8 protein-coding genes are annotated in these 16,772 nt (G+C 40.5%); all 8 read left to right on the plus strand.

Annotated features, from left to right (window positions below; genetic code table 11):
• Positions 1 to 227: 227 nt before the first annotated feature.
• A complete protein-coding gene (locus IL355_RS04035; RefSeq protein ID WP_192460892.1) occupies positions 228 to 2,657 on the plus strand; it encodes an ABC transporter permease in 2,430 nt (809 codons plus the stop codon).
• Between the two features lie 491 nt (positions 2,658 to 3,148).
• On the plus strand, positions 3,149 to 5,623 hold the full coding sequence (locus tag IL355_RS04040; protein WP_192460893.1) for an ABC transporter permease: 2,475 nt from the start codon (positions 3,149 to 3,151) through the stop codon (positions 5,621 to 5,623).
• Positions 5,624 to 5,902: 279 nt separating this feature from the next.
• Positions 5,903 to 8,335: an ABC transporter permease gene (locus IL355_RS04045; RefSeq protein WP_192460894.1), complete on the plus strand. Its 2,433-nt coding sequence runs from the start codon at positions 5,903 to 5,905 to the stop codon at positions 8,333 to 8,335.
• Positions 8,336 to 8,759: 424 nt separating this feature from the next.
• Positions 8,760 to 11,159 (plus strand): ABC transporter permease, encoded by a 2,400-nt coding sequence (locus IL355_RS04050; protein WP_192460895.1) that lies wholly within the window; start codon positions 8,760 to 8,762, stop codon positions 11,157 to 11,159.
• 462 nt (positions 11,160 to 11,621) lie between these two features.
• Positions 11,622 to 14,045, plus strand: a complete 2,424-nt coding sequence (locus IL355_RS04055) for an ABC transporter permease (RefSeq protein ID WP_192460896.1) — start codon at positions 11,622 to 11,624, stop codon at positions 14,043 to 14,045.
• Between the two features lie 346 nt (positions 14,046 to 14,391).
• Positions 14,392 to 15,054: an ABC transporter ATP-binding protein gene (locus tag IL355_RS04060; RefSeq protein ID WP_192460897.1), complete on the plus strand. Its 663-nt coding sequence runs from the start codon at positions 14,392 to 14,394 to the stop codon at positions 15,052 to 15,054.
• 316 nt (positions 15,055 to 15,370) lie between these two features.
• Positions 15,371 to 16,513, plus strand: a complete 1,143-nt coding sequence (locus tag IL355_RS04065; protein WP_192460898.1) for an Mrp/NBP35 family ATP-binding protein — start codon at positions 15,371 to 15,373, stop codon at positions 16,511 to 16,513.
• A gap of 11 nt (positions 16,514 to 16,524) precedes the next feature.
• Positions 16,525 to 16,767 carry a NifU family protein gene (locus IL355_RS04070; protein WP_187459470.1) on the plus strand — a complete coding sequence of 81 codons (243 nt, stop codon included), beginning with the start codon at positions 16,525 to 16,527 and terminating at the stop codon, positions 16,765 to 16,767.
• Positions 16,768 to 16,772: the final 5 nt, after the last annotated feature.

Genomic DNA, 16,772 nt, shown 5'->3' on the forward strand with positions numbered 1-16,772 from the left:
GTATTGAGAATATTTACAAATAGGTAGGTTGAAAATTGACATAGGACATAGGACATAGGACGAGAGACTAATGACGTAAGACGTTGGAATTAAGAGTCGAAAGTTAGAAGATAATAGTTAAAAGTTGTGATTCATATTGGGAAATTAAATGATGATTATTTTCCTTACGAACAACGAACAACGAACAACGAACAACCAACCGGCATCAATATCAAAAAACAAAAATTATGTTTAAAAATTATATAAAAATCGCTTGGCGCAACTTGTTAAAGAACAAGCAGCAGACCATCATCAATCTATTGGGCCTTACCATGGGTACCGTTAGCTGTTTGGCCATTCTTCTGTACGTTTTTGCACAGTTGGGCTATGACGAACATCACGACAATGCCGATAGTCTTTACCGAGTTGAAACTGTCATTGAAAAAGATGGCCAGGAGCCTTTTGAAACGGCAACTTCATCGCCACCCATCGCTTTTGCCATGAAGGAAGATTATCCTGAAGTGGAGGAAGCCACTAGAGTAGTGCTGACCGATGTTTTCTATAGCATGTTGATGCGTGCCGCCGATAGCGAAGATTCGTACTACGAATCTCGGGTCTATATGGCAGACTCTACCTTTTTCAAGGTTTTTGATTTCAAATTGATAGAAGGTGATAAGAATACAGCTCTCAACGAGCCCAATGCAGTGGTGCTTTCATCTAGTTTGGCAGATAAGCTTTTTGGTAAAAAGGAGGTTTTGAACAAAGCCATCGTTTGGGGAAGTGGAGAAGGAGCGCTCACGCTAACCGTAAAAGGTGTTTTTGATGAGAAGGCTCAAAAATCACACCTAAATCCCAATTACTTGGTGAGTATGAGTACCCCAGGGATGGGAACCTTCGTCCAGAATTTTGACAATTTCGCCACCAACAACTTTGTGCATAGCTATGTGAAATTGAGCCCCAATGTAAGTGCCTCCCAATTGGAAGCGAAATTACCGGGGTTTATTCAAGAAAGGGCTTCCGAAGATTTGAAAAGTGCCGGAATGGGCAATAAGATTCTAGAACTACAAAAGGTAAAAGACATTCATCTGTACAGCGAAGGCAGAACCAATCAGTTGGGTAAAGTCTCTAATATTACCTTTCTGTATTTTCTGTTGAGTCTTGCCTTTTTTATTCAATTGGTGGCCTGTATCAATTTTATCAACTTGAGTACCGCCAGAGCTAGTAAAAGAGCGCGAGAAATTGGAGTACGAAAAGTGGTAGGCGCAGGTAAAAACTCGTTGATGGGCCAGTTTTTAGGGGAGTCCGTTTTGCTTTCGCTCTTTGCTATGTTCATTAGCATTCCCATTGTAATTCTATTGCTTCCCTTGATAAATGATTTGACCCAAGAATCTTTGACCTATTCACATCTGTACCAATGGCAAATTGTTTCGCTTTTAGTGACCATAGGAGTTGTTACAGGTCTGGCGGCCGGAATTTATCCTGCCATTATCCTGTCCTCCATTAAACCGGTAAGAGCTTTAAAAAGTGCAACTATTTTACAATCTGGTAGCGGGAATTTCCGGAAGGCATTGGTCGTATTTCAGTTTGTGGTCTCTATCGGACTGGTTGCCACGGTAATTATTATTTCCCAACAATTTGAATTCACCCAGACAAAAGATTTAGGCTATAAAAAAGACAATCTCATTGCTTTAAGGATAGGTACGGAAGAAGCTTCCACAAAATTCGAATCCTTGAAATCCTCATTTTTGAATATTCCCGGAGTAACGAGTGTGGCGAGTGGTAATTACGCTCCTTCGGAAATGATTTTGGCCGATAACGGTTTTTATCTTCCCGGAGGTAACAGCGAAAACAGAACGGTGGTAAAAAGAAATGGGGTGAGTGATGGGTATTTTAAAACCATGGGCATTTCATTGATTAAAGGGCGCGACATTACAGCTGCAGATACCGTTGATCAGATAATCGTGAACGAAGCAACCTTAAGAGCGTTCAATATCAAACTTGAAAACGCATTGAGTAGCACGTTGCTGCAGAGTTACGATGGTGAAACTGACGAAATGCGCATTATTGGCGTGGTAGCAGATTATCATTTTGCATCCCTTCGGGAAGAGATTCAGCCCCTGTTTCTTCATAAGGAAACGGAACCCAATTGGCTATTCCTAAAAACCAATTCGGATAATTATGGAAGCCTACTTGCGGGAATGGAAGACCGATGGAAATCTACCGTAAGCAATGTGCCCTTTGATTACCGTTTTGTGGATAAGGAAGTGGAGCGTCTCTATGATGAGGAAAAGCGATTGGGGCTCATTTCCGTGGCATTTACCTTTTTGGCGATATTCATTAGCTGTTTGGGTCTATTTGGATTGATTTCTTACGTGACCGAACAAAAGAAAAAAGAGATAGGTATTCGGAAAGTATTGGGAGCAAGCGTGCATTCGGTAGTGCAATTGCTGACGAAAGATTTTGTAAAACTAGTGCTGATAGCCTTTTTGATTGCATCGCCCATAGCGTATCTTTTGATGTCCCGCTGGTTGGAAGGTTTTACGTACCGCATTGAAATTAAATGGTGGGTATTTGTGCTAAGCGGCGGTTTTGCCCTAATCATAACATTGTTAACGGTAGGCATGCAGTCGTTAAGGTCTGCAGTGGCCAATCCGGTGAAGAGTTTACGAACGGAGTGAGTCTATAGTTATAGTTATAAGTGGATAGTTATGAGTATTGAGATGTGAGTATTGAGAATGTTTTACGAATAGGAAGGTTGAAAATTGACATAGGACATAGGACTTAAGACTTAAGACGTTAGAATTATTGGTTGAAAGTTAAAAGTTAGGAGTTAATAGTTATGAGTGTTGAGATGTGAGTATTGAGAATGTTTTACGAACAGGGAGGTTAAAAATAGACATAGGAAATAGGACGTAAGACGTAGGACGAGAGACGAGAGACTAATGACGTAAGACGTAAGACGTTGGAATTATTGGTTGAAAGTTAGAAGAAAATAGTTAAGACTTATGAGTTAATAGTTGGAAGTTAAAAGTTAAAAGATGCTTTTTTCCTTACCAACAACCAACAACCAACAACCAACAACCAACAACCAACAACCAACAACCAACAACCAACAACCAACAACCAACAACCAACAACCAACCGGCATCATCATTAAAAAACTAGAGTCATGTTTAAAAACTATATAAAAATCGCATTTAGAAATGCCTTTCGGTACAAAAGAAATAGCATTATAAATATTGCAGGCCTAAGTTTGGGATTGGGTTCGGTGCTATTGATTGCCTTGTATATAGCTGACGAGTTGCATTATGATGAGTTTGTTGAAGACGCAGAACAAGTATACCGAATCAATATTGACGCTAAAATGGGCGCTGAGGAATTTTTTGCGGGTTATACCCCTCCTCCAGTAGGTAAAACCATGGTTGAAATCTACCCAGAAGTAGAAGCCTATACAAGGCTTTATAGGCCAGGGGCAGACATAGTTGAATATAGCGATGGTTCCACCAAAAATGTTTTTAATGAAGATGCTGTTTTTGGTGTTGACCCCAATTTTTTGGAAATATTGACATATCCTTTATTGCATGGTAACCCAAAAACCTGTTTGACCGACCCTAACAGCATCGTGCTCACCCAAACCGTTGCGCAAAAATATTTTGGCAATACAGACCCTATGGGTAAAACGCTTTATTACGGTTCTAAAAGAATACCTCTAAAAGTAACCGGTATTTTGGAAGATATGGACAAATTATCGGCTTCGGTAGAATTTGATATGCTGATGCCTGTTGAGAATTTTGGCAATGTCACGTATTTTGAATGGAGTTGGGTGTGGCTTAATATGGCTACCTACGTAAAGTTGAGCAAAAACGCTGTTAACAACCCTAAGACTATTGCCAATTTAGAAGCAAAGTTTCCTGCTATGGTCAAGACCCATGGAGCAAGCGCTTTTGACCGTATTGGGCAGCCTTTTGATGAATTTTTGGATAAAGGAAACCGCTGGAATTTTCATTTACAAGCCTTGCGGGAAATTCATTTGCGGTCCGATGGTATTGAGTCTATCATTACCGAACAAAATAGCCTAAAAAACTTATACATTTTTGGGGCCATTGCGCTATTCATCATCATTTTGGCCTGTGTGAATTTCACTAACCTGGCCACGGCACAATCGGTTAAAAGAAGTAAGGAGATTGGAATAAGAAAAGTATTGGGTTCTTTTAGATTGCAATTGATTCGGCAATTTTTGGTGGAAGCTTTTTTATATACGGCAATAGCCAGTTTGCTTTCATTATTATTGGTGTGGTCTGTGCTGCCCGTGTTCAACGAAATATCTGGCAAGAACATTTCATTGGTCTATATTTTTAAAACTGACATTTGGGTGTTTCTGTTGGGGTTAAGTATGTTAACGGCTCTTTTGGCTGGAACCTACCCCGCATTTTACCTTACGGCATTCAAACCAGTACAAGTACTCAAAGGGGTTCAGAACACTACAAACCCCAAAAACAGTTTTGTTAGAAACGGCCTGGTCGTTTTTCAGTTTGCCGTTGCCTCTATCATGATCATTGCCACATCAATTGTCTATTTACAATTGAAATTCGCCCAAAACAAAGACTTGGGGTACAATAGGGAAAATATTGTTGTTCTGCACCATACAGAAAAATTGGGTGCCCAAGAAGAAACCTTTCGTGATGAATTGGCTTCCCTTACTGAAATTAAAAGTGCCAGTATATCATCAAGTATGATTACTCATGGTGCTTTTGGGGATTTTTACTTTCCCGAAGTCACCAATAAAAATGAGAACATTGCCAAGGACATCCTTTTGGAATCTTATTTGGTAGACCATCAATTTATAAACACTTTAGGCTTTGAACTGGCCCAAGGACGGAGTTTTGATAAAAAGTTCAACGATTCATTATCTGTAATCATCAATGAAGCAACTGCAAAACAGATTGGATGGGAAAATCCGGTTGGTAAACGAATTCAATATCCCGGCGGGAAAAATGAGTCCTATACCGTCATTGGTGTGGTCAAAGACTTTAACCTTCAGTCTTTACATAGTAGAATTGCTCCTTTTGCATTGTTTTCTGACCAATCTAAAAGTTACGATAGTGGCACTTCCTTCATCTCTTTGAAATTACAGTCTGGTAACCCCAAAAAGATCTTGGAAACGCTAGAGCGAAAATGGAACGATTATGAACCTACAGTACCATTTGAGTTTTCTTTTTTGGATGACGATTTGAATACCGCCTACATCGCTGAAAAGCGACAGGCGACGTTGTTTGGCATTTTTGCTTTTCTATCCATATTCATCGCATGTATAGGTCTACTAGGACTAATAGCATTCACCGCACAGCAAAAATCGAAGGAAATTGGTGTCAGAAAAGTTCTTGGAGCTAGTATGGCAGAAATACTCCAATTATTGGCGGTCGATTTTGTAAAACTGGTACTGATTGCATTATTGATTTCATCCCCAATTGCAGCGTATTTTATGAATAATTGGTTGCAAGATTTCGCTTATAGGATTTCAATACCTTGGTGGGTATTTGTTACCACGGGAGCGGCGTCCATATTAATTGCCTTGGTTACCGTTAGCTATCAAGCCGTAAAGGCGGCAACCACGAACCCGGTGAAGAGTTTACGAACGGAGTGAGTCTATAGTTAATAGTTATAAGTGTTGAGTTATTAGTTGGGAGTATTGAGAAATGAGTAGTGAGATGTTAGTAGTGAGAGTATTTTTTACAGTAACGGGCTAGGACGTAAGACTTAAGACGTAAGAGTTGTTGATTAAAGTTGTTAGTATTTAGGTGTGAGTATTGAGATTTTTTTTCCTTACGAACAACGGAACAACGGAACAACGGAACAACGGAACAACGGAACAACGAACAACGAACAACGAACAACGAACAACCATCATCAAAAAATAAAAGTCATGTTTAAAAACTATGTGAAAATTGCCTGGAGGAGTCTCAAAAAGCAACCTTTTATCACCTCTTTGAATGTGTTCGGTTTGGCCATTGGTATGGCAGGGGCCCTATTAATTGCCCTCTATATCTATGACGAACTGAATTACGATACCATGTTTGCGGATTCGGAAAGAGTCTATAGGGTGAATGCCGATATAAAATTTGGAGGGGCAGTAATGGACATGGCTGAAACGGCTGCCCCTATGGCTTCTGTTTTGGAGAAGGATTTTGATCAGGTAGAAACGGTAACCCGCATACGAAATTGGGGAAGCTTATTGGTTTCAAGTGAGAACTCCAAAGCCAACGGTAAAGAAGATAGGTCGGCTTACGTAGACCCTAATTTCTTTGCGTTTTTCGGACTTCAATTTTTGGAGGGAGATGTGCAATCCGCCTTAGAGAATAGCAATGCCTTGGTGCTCACCAAAAGTACGGCCCAAAAGTATTTTAAAGATTCCGAAGCTTTTGGTAAAACCATCCGGTTGAACAATGAAGAAATTTATACGGTAGCCGGTGTGGTAGAGGATATGCCCAAAAATTCATTGCTACGTGAACACACCGTATTTATGTCCATGCTGGGTTTTGAAGACTCCCGGTCAACCCAATGGGGTAGTCATAACTACTTCACGTTTGTAAAAATGCTTCCCGGTTATTCCATTGAAAATTTTCAGGCTCCCCTACAATCGTTAGTGTCTTCGCATTTGATTCCCTCTGTACAAAGTTATTATCCCGGTATTACCGAAGAGTCTTTTCTAGCCTCGGGCAATTACGTTCGCTATAGTACAACCGCCTTGGAAGATATTCACTTGCATTCCAATCGGCATATAGAATTGAGTCAGAACGGTAGAATCGAAAACATCTATATTCTGGCCTCCATTGGTCTGTTTTTGCTCATATTGGCGAGTGTCAACTTTATGAACCTGTCAACGGCACACTCTCTAAAAAGGGCCAAAGAAGTAGGCATTCGAAAAACATTGGGTTCTAAAAAACAGAGTTTGGTCAGTCAATTTTTAACGGAGGCGGGCCTCATCAGTTTTGCTTCTTTAATAGTAGCATTGTTACTGGCTATTTCCGCATTGCCATATTTTAATGAGTTGGCAGGTAAAGAAATGACGATGCCTTACAATAGTCCTATTTTCTGGTTGCTTCTTTTGATGGGGAGTGTTTTTCTTGGTTTGCTTTCCGGGTGGTATCCGGCCTTTTTTATGTCGCGATTTAAACCTGTGAAAGTTTTGAAGGGCAGTGGAGAGCAAAGTATTGGCGGAAGCCGGGTAAGAAGTGCATTGGTCGTTACCCAATTTGCCATTTCGGTATTTCTCATTGTGGGTACTTTGGTTATCTATCATCAATTGCAATACATTCAAGGTAAAGATTTGGGGTATTCCAAAGAACAAGTATTGGTGCTCAATGATGTTTTTACTTTAGGCAATCAAAAACAGACATTCAAAGAACAGGTCAAAAACCTGGGTTCCGTAGAAAATGCCACCTTGAGCAGTTACTTACCTACACCTTCCAATAGAAGTGATAATTCTTATTTTGAGGAAGGAGTAACCGATCAAGAGTATGCCGTACAGATGCAACGGTGGTTTGTAGACCACGATTATGCATCTACATTGGATTTAGAGGTTGTGGCCGGCAGGGATTTTAGCAGAGACTTTCCGACTGATTCTTTGGCCATGATCATCAACGAAAGTGCTTTGTCCAAAATGGGTAAAACGGCGGATGAGGTACTAGGGAAGAGATTTTCAAGCGATTTAGGAAATGAAGGTGCTACGTTTTACACCGTAGTTGGGGTGGTCAAGAATTTTCATTTTGAATCTCTTCGCAATGAAATTGGGGCGTGGAATATGGTACTGGGAGATTTTTCAAATGCCATGGTGGTCAAATTGAAACCGGGCGATTTTAGTTCGAGCATTGGCCAAATAGAAAATATTTGGAACGAACTGGTGCCCAGCCAGTCTTTTGACTATTATTTCATGGACGAGTCTTTTAATGACACCTATCAAATGGAACAAAGATTGGGACATATCTTTATCGTATTCACCATCTTGTCCATCATTATTGCCTGCTTGGGTCTTTTTGGACTGGCCGCTTTCAATGCCCAAAAGCGTACAAAGGAAATTGGGGTTCGCAAGGTATTGGGCGCTAGTGTGGCACAAATTACGTATAAGTTGACCTTGGATTTTCTAAAGCTTGTGGGGCTTTCCGTATTGGTCGCATTGCCATTAGGTTATTTCGCCATGAACAGATGGCTTCAAGATTTTAGTTATCGAATCGATATTCCTTGGTGGATACCTGTTTTAGCGGCTTTTGCAGCGGTGTTTATTTCAGTAGTTACGGTCAGTTTTCAAAGTATAAAAGCAGCGATTTCAGACCCAGTGAAGAGTTTACGAACGGAGTGAGTTTGTAGTTAATAGTTAAAAGTTATGAGTGTTGAGATGTGAGTATTGAGAATATTGCTACCAACCATGATTTAAAATTGATATAGGAAATAGGAAATAGGACATAGGACATAGGACATAGGACGTAGGACGTAGGACGAGAGACGTAGGACGAGAGACTAATGACGTAAGACGTTGGAATTAAGAGTCGAAAGTTAGAAGATAATAGTTAAAAGTTGTGATTCATATTGGGAAATTAAATGATGATTATTTTCCTTACGAACAACGAACAACGAACAACGAACAACGAACAACGAACAACGAACAACGAACAACGAACAACGAACAACGAACAACGAACAACGAACAACGAACAACGAACTGTCACATCGAGCGCAGTCGAGATGAACCAACAACGAACAACCATCATCAAAAAACAATCATCATGATAAAAAATTATTTAAAAATCGCCTGGAGGAACCTCATGAAAAACAAAGGTTATTCCATTATAAATATTGGTGGACTTGCTTTGGGTATGGCGGTAACCCTGATTATCGGACTTTGGGTGCATGATGAATTGTCTCACAACAATTATTTCAAAAAGAAAGACCGTATAGCCCAAATTTTTCAGTCACAGACCTTTAACGGTCAGGTTGGTACAGGGCCGGCCATTCCTCGTCCTTTGGAATTTACCTTGAGGGAAGGCTATGGTGATAACTTTAAACATCTGGTCATGGCTTCTTGGACAACCCCCTTGTATCTCAACTACGGAGAAAAAAGCCTCTCTAAAGAAGGGAATTATATGCAAGAGGGAGCACCTGATATGTTGGATTTAAACATTCTCAGGGGAGAAAAAGATGGGCTACGAAAAATTAACGGAATTATGCTTTCCAAATCCGTAGCGGATGCCCTTTTTGGGGAAGAGGAACCCATTGGTAAGGTGGTGAAAGTAAATAGCCAATTTGATGCTGAGGTAACAGCGGTATATGAAGATATTCCGGTAAACAATTCCTTTAACGATTTGCAGTTTATCCTTCCTTGGGAAAAATACTTGACCCTATTTGAATGGATCAAGAACGCTGAAGACCAGTGGGGCAATAACTCGTTTCAGTTATTTGCGGAAATTCCTGAGAACAGTACTATGGGTCAGGTAACGGCGACCATAGAAGATGTTAAAAAGAACGAAAGTGGTGATGAAGCCGAGTTTGAGCCTAAATTGTTCTTATTGCCCATGAAAGATTGGTATCTGCGAAGCAGTTTTCAGAACGGGCAGCAGGTGGGCGGCAGGATCAAATATGTGTGGCTTTTTGCCATTATTGGGGCCTTTGTGCTTTTATTGGCCTGTATCAACTTTATGAATTTAAGTACCGCCCGTTCTGAAAAAAGAGCTAAGGAGGTAGGCATACGTAAATCAATTGGTTCGCAACGCAGTCAGATCATCAACCAATTTTTAAGCGAATCGTTTCTCGTAACGCTTTTTGCCTTTATCCTGGCGGTAATTATGGTGCTACTTCTTTTGGATGGCTTCAACGATTTGGCCAGAAAAGAAATCGTATTTCCATGGCAAAACGGATTTTTCTGGTTGATTTCTATTGCCTTTGTTTTGTTAACTTCCCTTTTGGCAGGAAGCTATCCTGCCCTGTATTTATCGTCATTTAAACCGGTAGATGTATTAAAGGGAACCCTTGCTACAGGAAAATATGCCGGTCTGCCACGAAAAATTTTAGTGGTATTGCAGTTTACCGTTTCGGTGGCATTTATTATTGGTACGGTCATCGTCATGCAGCAAATCAACCATGCCAAGAATCGGCCTGTGGGCTATGATGCCGAAGGTTTGGTACAGGTGCCCGTGATGAGTACCGATTTTGAAGGTAAATATGAGTTGATGAGAAGTGAGTTTATCAAGTCCGGTGCAGTAGTTGAGATGTCCGCATCCAGTGCTCCCACCACTCAAATATGGTCTAACAGAGGAGGCTTTACTTGGGATGGAAAACCCGATAGTTTTCAAGAAGATATAGCTTGGACGGAAGTTACTCCTGAGTACGCCAAATCGCTCAACCTTAAAATTTTGGAGGGCCGCGATTTTAATCGGGAGTTTGCATCGGATTCCAATGCGGTTTTGATCAATGAAACGGCCAAAAAGTATATGGGTTTGACCAACCCGGTCGGAACATTTATTAAAGACGAAGACATAGAAGACCCATTTCCTCCTATGAAAATCATTGGGGTAGTCCAAGATATGATCGCTCAATCGCCCTATGAGCCTGTAAAGCAAGGCGTATATGCTTTTGATAAGTATGGAAATCAAAGCTTTTATAATTTACGGTTGAATCCCGATAGAAGTGCCAGTGAGAATATTGCAATCATTGAGAATGTGTTTACGACGCACTTCCCCGATATTCCTTTTCAATACGATTTTGTAGATACCGAGTATGGGGAAAAGTTCGCTTCCGAAGAGCGTATTGGCACCTTATCTGCCATTTTTACGGCACTGGCCATTCTCATTAGTTGTTTGGGGCTATTCGGACTCACTTCTTATGTGGCAGAGCAACGTAAAAAAGAAATTGGGGTCCGTAAAGTGCTGGGAGCCTCGGTCTTTAATGTGTGGAATATGCTTTCGAAAGACTTTTTAAAGTTGGTGGTCATTTCATGCTTCATTGCCATTCCTATCGCTTATTATGTGATGAACGGCTGGTTGCAAGATTATCCGTATAGGGTCTTATTGGAGTGGTGGATATTCCTTTTAGCGGTTGTGGGGGCTATGGCAATTACCATTTTAACGGTAAGTTTTCAGGCTATTAAAGCTGCAAGTGCCAACCCCATAAAGAGTTTGCGAACGGAGTAGGGTATTTTTTGGGAGTTAGAAGTTTTGAGTATTAAGAGGTGAGTATTGAGAATATTGTTAAAATCCATGATTTTAAGATTGACATAGGGCATAGGACATAGGACGAGAGACGAGAGATGAGAGACGAGAGACGAGAGAATAGAGAAGTAAAACGTTGGAATTAAAATCTGAAAGTTAGAAGATAGGAGTTAAAAATTATGAGTTGGTAGAATTGTGTATTGAGTTTTTATTTTTTCCTTACCAACAACCAACAACCAACAACCAACAACCAACAACCAACAACCAACAACCAACAACCAACAACCAACAACCAACAACCAACAACCAACAACCAACAACCAACAACCAACAACCAACAACCAACAACCAACAACCAACAACCAACAACCAACAACCAACAACGATTATCCAAATAAACCAACAGTAGATTAAAGTGCCCTTTCAAAATCAAACAAAGAGAGTATGTTTAAATTATTTGTAAAATTGGCGGTAAGATTTTTGTTTAAAAACAAGCTATATTCCTTTATCAATATTTTTGGATTGGCAGTGGGCATAGCTTCTTTTGTGCTGATTATGGTTTACGTAGGCTATGAACGCAGTTATGACAAATTTCCTGGGTCGGAAAATGTTTATAGGGTATTTATGGACTACTTGGAAGGCGAAGGTTTTGAGCCCGGTGATGCCATGACCTACAACCTTACGGGCCCTACTTTGGTACAGGAATTTCCGGAGGTTGAGGATTATGTGCGTTTTTTATATTTTGAAAAAATGACCTTCGTGGTGGGGGACAAGATTATTGATCAGCCTATGGGGTCATTAGCTGATGCCTCTTACTTCAATATTTTCAATTATCCTCTAATGAAGGGTGATAAGGAAACGGCTTTAAAAGAGCCCAATACCATTGTTCTGTCGCAGACCTTAGCTGAAAAATTATTCGGTGAAGAGAATCCGATGAAGAAAACATTAATGGTTGTTTGGGAAAATGAACGGGTGAATCTTACCGTTACCGGTGTAATGGAAGATATGCCCCGCAATGCTCATTATAGAAACAATTACCTTATTTCCTTTGCGACCGAGAAAACCTGGGGTGTGTTCCACGAAAGTCGTTTAGAGCCTAATTGGAATCAGAACAATTATTACACCTACATTAAGGTTGTTCCAAATACAGATTGGAAGGCTTTACAGTCGAAAATCATGACCAGCGATATTGAGAAAGACGAGGAGGAACGCCATAATATTGAACCTATTGAGTCTATACACTTGTATTCAGCCAAGCCTTATGAAGTGGAGGTAAATGGTAGTGGTACCCGAATTAAATTTTTGATGGCGATTGCCTTTGTTATCCTAGTGCTTTCATGGATGAATTACGTCAACCTTTCAACCTCCAAATCTTTGGAACGGGCCAAGGAGACGGGTATACGAAAAGTGTCCGGGGCGCAACGACCACAATTGATTGTTCAATCCCTGGCAGAATCCGTGCTGTTGAACGTGATTGCTATGGGCATTGGCCTAGGTTTGGTTTTACTGGTTTTGCCTTTCTTTGAGAAGATTTTAGATTTGCCCTTGCAATTAAATGCTCATGAGATATCCACTTGGCTGCCAATCATTGGTATTTTATTGGGCGGTATGTTATTGGCCGGGCTATATCCCGCTATTTTGTTGAGTGGGTATTCGCCTATTAAAGCCTTGAAGGGAAAAATTCAGACCACATCTGGCGAGCTGAACGTTCGCAAAGGCTTGATTCTGGCTCAGTTTACTATAACTATAGTTTTGCTAGTATGCACTTTGGTAGTGTCCAAGCAAATAATTTTTCTAAAAGATCAACCTATTGGGGTGGAGCTCAACCAGATCTTGGCCCTTAAGGGCGAAGTGGTTTCTGCCGATAACGATTCCATTCTGTTCACAAAATACAAAGTGCTAGTGTCGGAACTGGAAAAAATACCCATGGTAAAAAGCGTTTCCATGGCAAAAACCTATCCGGGCGACAGTTTTGACAACCTGTCGTCAAGTAGGGGTATGGTATTGCCCAGTGGCAATGATGACGATAAAAATATTACCTATCACTATTATGCCCAACCCAATTATTTTAATCTTTTGGGGATTGAATTTGTGGCCGGTTCTACTTTCATTCCTAGTGCCGGCAATGATACTGAACAGGTGGTAGTCAATGAAACATTTTTGAAAACAATGGGGCTTGGCGCTCCACAGCAAATTGTAGACAAAACTCTAAAATTTTGGGGCTATGAATGGCAGATTAAGGGAGTGATAAAAGATTACCACCACTTTGGTCTTAAAAGTGCATTGTTGCCCTTGGTGATTCGCTACCAGAATGATGCTGATAATGTTTTGGTGAAACTGGACGAAAAAGCCGTTACAAGCAACGGTATGTCTGCGGCAATCACCCAACTGAAGAATAAATGGGAAGAGGTTTTTCCAAAAGGAACCTTCGGCTATACCTTTTTGGACAAGAAGTTTGAAGCGCAATATGCCCAGGAACAGACTTTTGGCCAAGCTTTTAAAGTCTTTGCTGGAATCGCTATTTTAATTGCCATGTTGGGGCTTTTTGGCCTTACTTCATATACAGTCGTACAACGCAAAAAGGAAATAGGAATCAGAAAGGTTAACGGTGCTACCGTTTTCGAGGTTTTAAAAATGTTGAATATCAGTTTTGTAAAATGGGTTTTCATAGCTTTTTTAGTTGCCGCGCCAATAGCATGGTATGCCATGAATAAATGGTTGGAGGGTTTTGCATACAAGACCGAACTTAATTGGTGGATATTTGCCATTTCTGGGGGCGGGGCAATGCTAATCGGCCTCATAACAGTAAGCTGGCAAAGTTTTAGAGCCGCAATTGCAAATCCTGTTGACAGTATACGAACGGAGTGAGCTTTTTTAAGTTAAAAGTTATAAGTGGATAGGTTTGAGTAGTGAGGTATGAGTATTGAGAATGTTTTATAAATAAGAAGGTTGAATATTGACATAGGACATAGGACGTAAGACGTAGGGATTATTAGTTGAAAGTTAAAAGTTAGGAGTTAATAGTTATGAGAAATAAGCAATAAGCTTTTCTTTATTACATAGGACTTAAGAAGAAAGAGCGGTTGATTAAAAGTTATAAGAATTGAGATGTGAGTATTTTGATTTTTTCCTTACCAACAACCAACAACCAACAACCAACAACCAACAACCAACAACGAACAACGAACAACGAACAACGAACAACGAACAAATTATGCTACTAGAATTAAAGAACATTTTTAAATGGGTACAACAGGGAGGTCAACGGGTCTTTTTGTTAAAGGATGTCAATCTACAAGTGGAGGAGGGCGAATTTATTTCCATCATGGGGCCATCAGGTTCAGGAAAGTCGACGTTACTTAACGTTATTGGAATGTTAGATGATTTTGATGAAGGAGAATACCAGTTTTTGGGGGAATCCGTTCATCAGCTCAAGGAGAAGCATCGAGCTAATTTATACAAACAATACATCGGTTTTGTTTTTCAAGCGTATCATTTGATTGACGAACTTACCGTCTACGAGAATTTGGAAATGCCTCTCTTGTATAAAAAACATTCCTCGTCAGAGCGAAAGGCTATGGTGGCCGACATGCTCGACCGGTTTAACATTGTGGGGAAAAAAGATCTGTTTCCCGCTCAGTTAAGTGGTGGACAACAGCAGTTGGTGGGGGTTGCTAGGGCTTTGATAAGTAAGCCCAAATTGATTTTAGCCGATGAACCTACTGGAAATCTAAATTCCGCACAAGGAGAGGAAATCATGCAACTCTTTAAACAATTGAATGATGAAGGAGTCACGATTATACAAGTGACCCATTCCGAGAAAAACGCCGCGTATGGCAAAAGAATCATCAACTTACTGGATGGGAGGATGATTTAATGCTGTAGTCTGAGTTAAGAGTTAGTAGTTAATAGTTGTGAGTATTTAGTTGTAAGTATTGAGATTTGAGTATTGAGATGTGAGTATTTAGTTTTTTTTTGCTTCTTAGCAACGAGCAACGAGCAACGAGCAACGAGCAACGAGCAACGAGCAACGAGCAACGAGCAACGAGCAACGAGCAACGAGCAACGAGCAACGAGCAACGAGCAACGAGCAACCATCACCATCCCCTATTACCCCATTTCTCATTTAAATTCAAATGCTTTAGTATCTAGCCCTTATAGCTTATCTTTGTTGTTTAGAATGATTTTGTATAATGAAGATAGATAAAAAGCAAGTTTTAAAGGCGTTAGAAAATATTACGGTACCCGGAGAAGGCCAAAATATGGTAGAAAGTGGTGCGGTAAAGAATGTACAGATTTTTGGAGATGAAGTAGAAGTGGATATTTCTATTTCCAACCCAAGTTTGCAGGCACGTAAAAAAACGGAGGTTGAAATTCTCAAAGTCATTCACAGAGAGGTGTATGAAAAGGCTAAAATAAAAATAAACATCAAGGTAGACGCACCTGCGGCAAAACCAAAAACAAATGAAATTAAGGGCAAGCCCATTCCTGGTATACAGAATATAATTGCTGTAGCTTCGGGCAAAGGGGGCGTAGGTAAATCAACGGTTACGGCCAACTTGGCGGTTACTTTGGCCAAAATGGGCTTCAAAGTAGGTTTGTTGGATGCTGATATATACGGCCCGTCCATGCCTATTATGTTCGATGTAGCCAATGAAAAACCCTTGGCGGTCAATGTTGATGGTAAATCTAAAATGAAACCGGTCGAGAATTACGGTGTAAAACTATTGAGTATCGGCTTTTTTACCCAACCCAATCAGGCGGTTATTTGGCGTGGTCCTATGGCCTCAAAAGCTTTGAACCAAATGATATTTGACGCGGCTTGGGAAGAGCTGGATTTTCTTTTGGTTGACTTACCCCCGGGAACCGGAGATATACATTTAAGTATTATGCAGGCGATGCCAATAACAGGCGCCGTTGTGGTAAGTACGCCACAAGAAGTGGCATTAGCAGATGCTAAGAAGGGAGTGGCCATGTTTCAACAGGAAACCATAAATGTACCTGTATTGGGTATAATTGAGAATATGGCGTATTTTACACCGGAAGAATTGCCCAATAACAAATATTATATCTTTGGCAAAGAGGGAGCCAAATATTTGGCTGAGGATTTAGAGGTTCCTTTCCTTGGTGAAATTCCTTTGGTGCAGAGTGTTCGTGAAGCAGGCGACGTAGGGCGTCCGGCAGCATTGCAGACCGCTACCCTTATAGAAGAGGCTTTTGAGGAGCTTACAAAAAATGTAGTGCAAGAAGTGGTGAGTAGGAATAAAAGCCTTCCACCAACGGAAGCCATTAAAATAACAACTATGGCGGGTTGTTCCGCCGTTAAGAAGAAGTAGGTATGACAACAATGACTGCTGAAGAATTACGAACAAACGTAGAAAAGGCACTGGAAGAAATCCGTCCTTTTTTACAAAGTGATGGAGGTGATATTTCATTGGTTTCCATTGATAACGAAAACTCCGTAAAGGTAAAGTTAGAGGGTGCCTGCGTAGGTTGTTCGGTGAACCAAATGACCTTAAAAAGTGGGGTGGAGATGACCATTAAAAAATACGCTCCACAAATTGAAGAAGTTGTGAACATTGCTGAATAAGGCAT

Source organism: Euzebyella saccharophila (assembly GCF_014855495.1).
GTDB classification, from domain to species: domain Bacteria; phylum Bacteroidota; class Bacteroidia; order Flavobacteriales; family Flavobacteriaceae; genus Euzebyella; species Euzebyella saccharophila.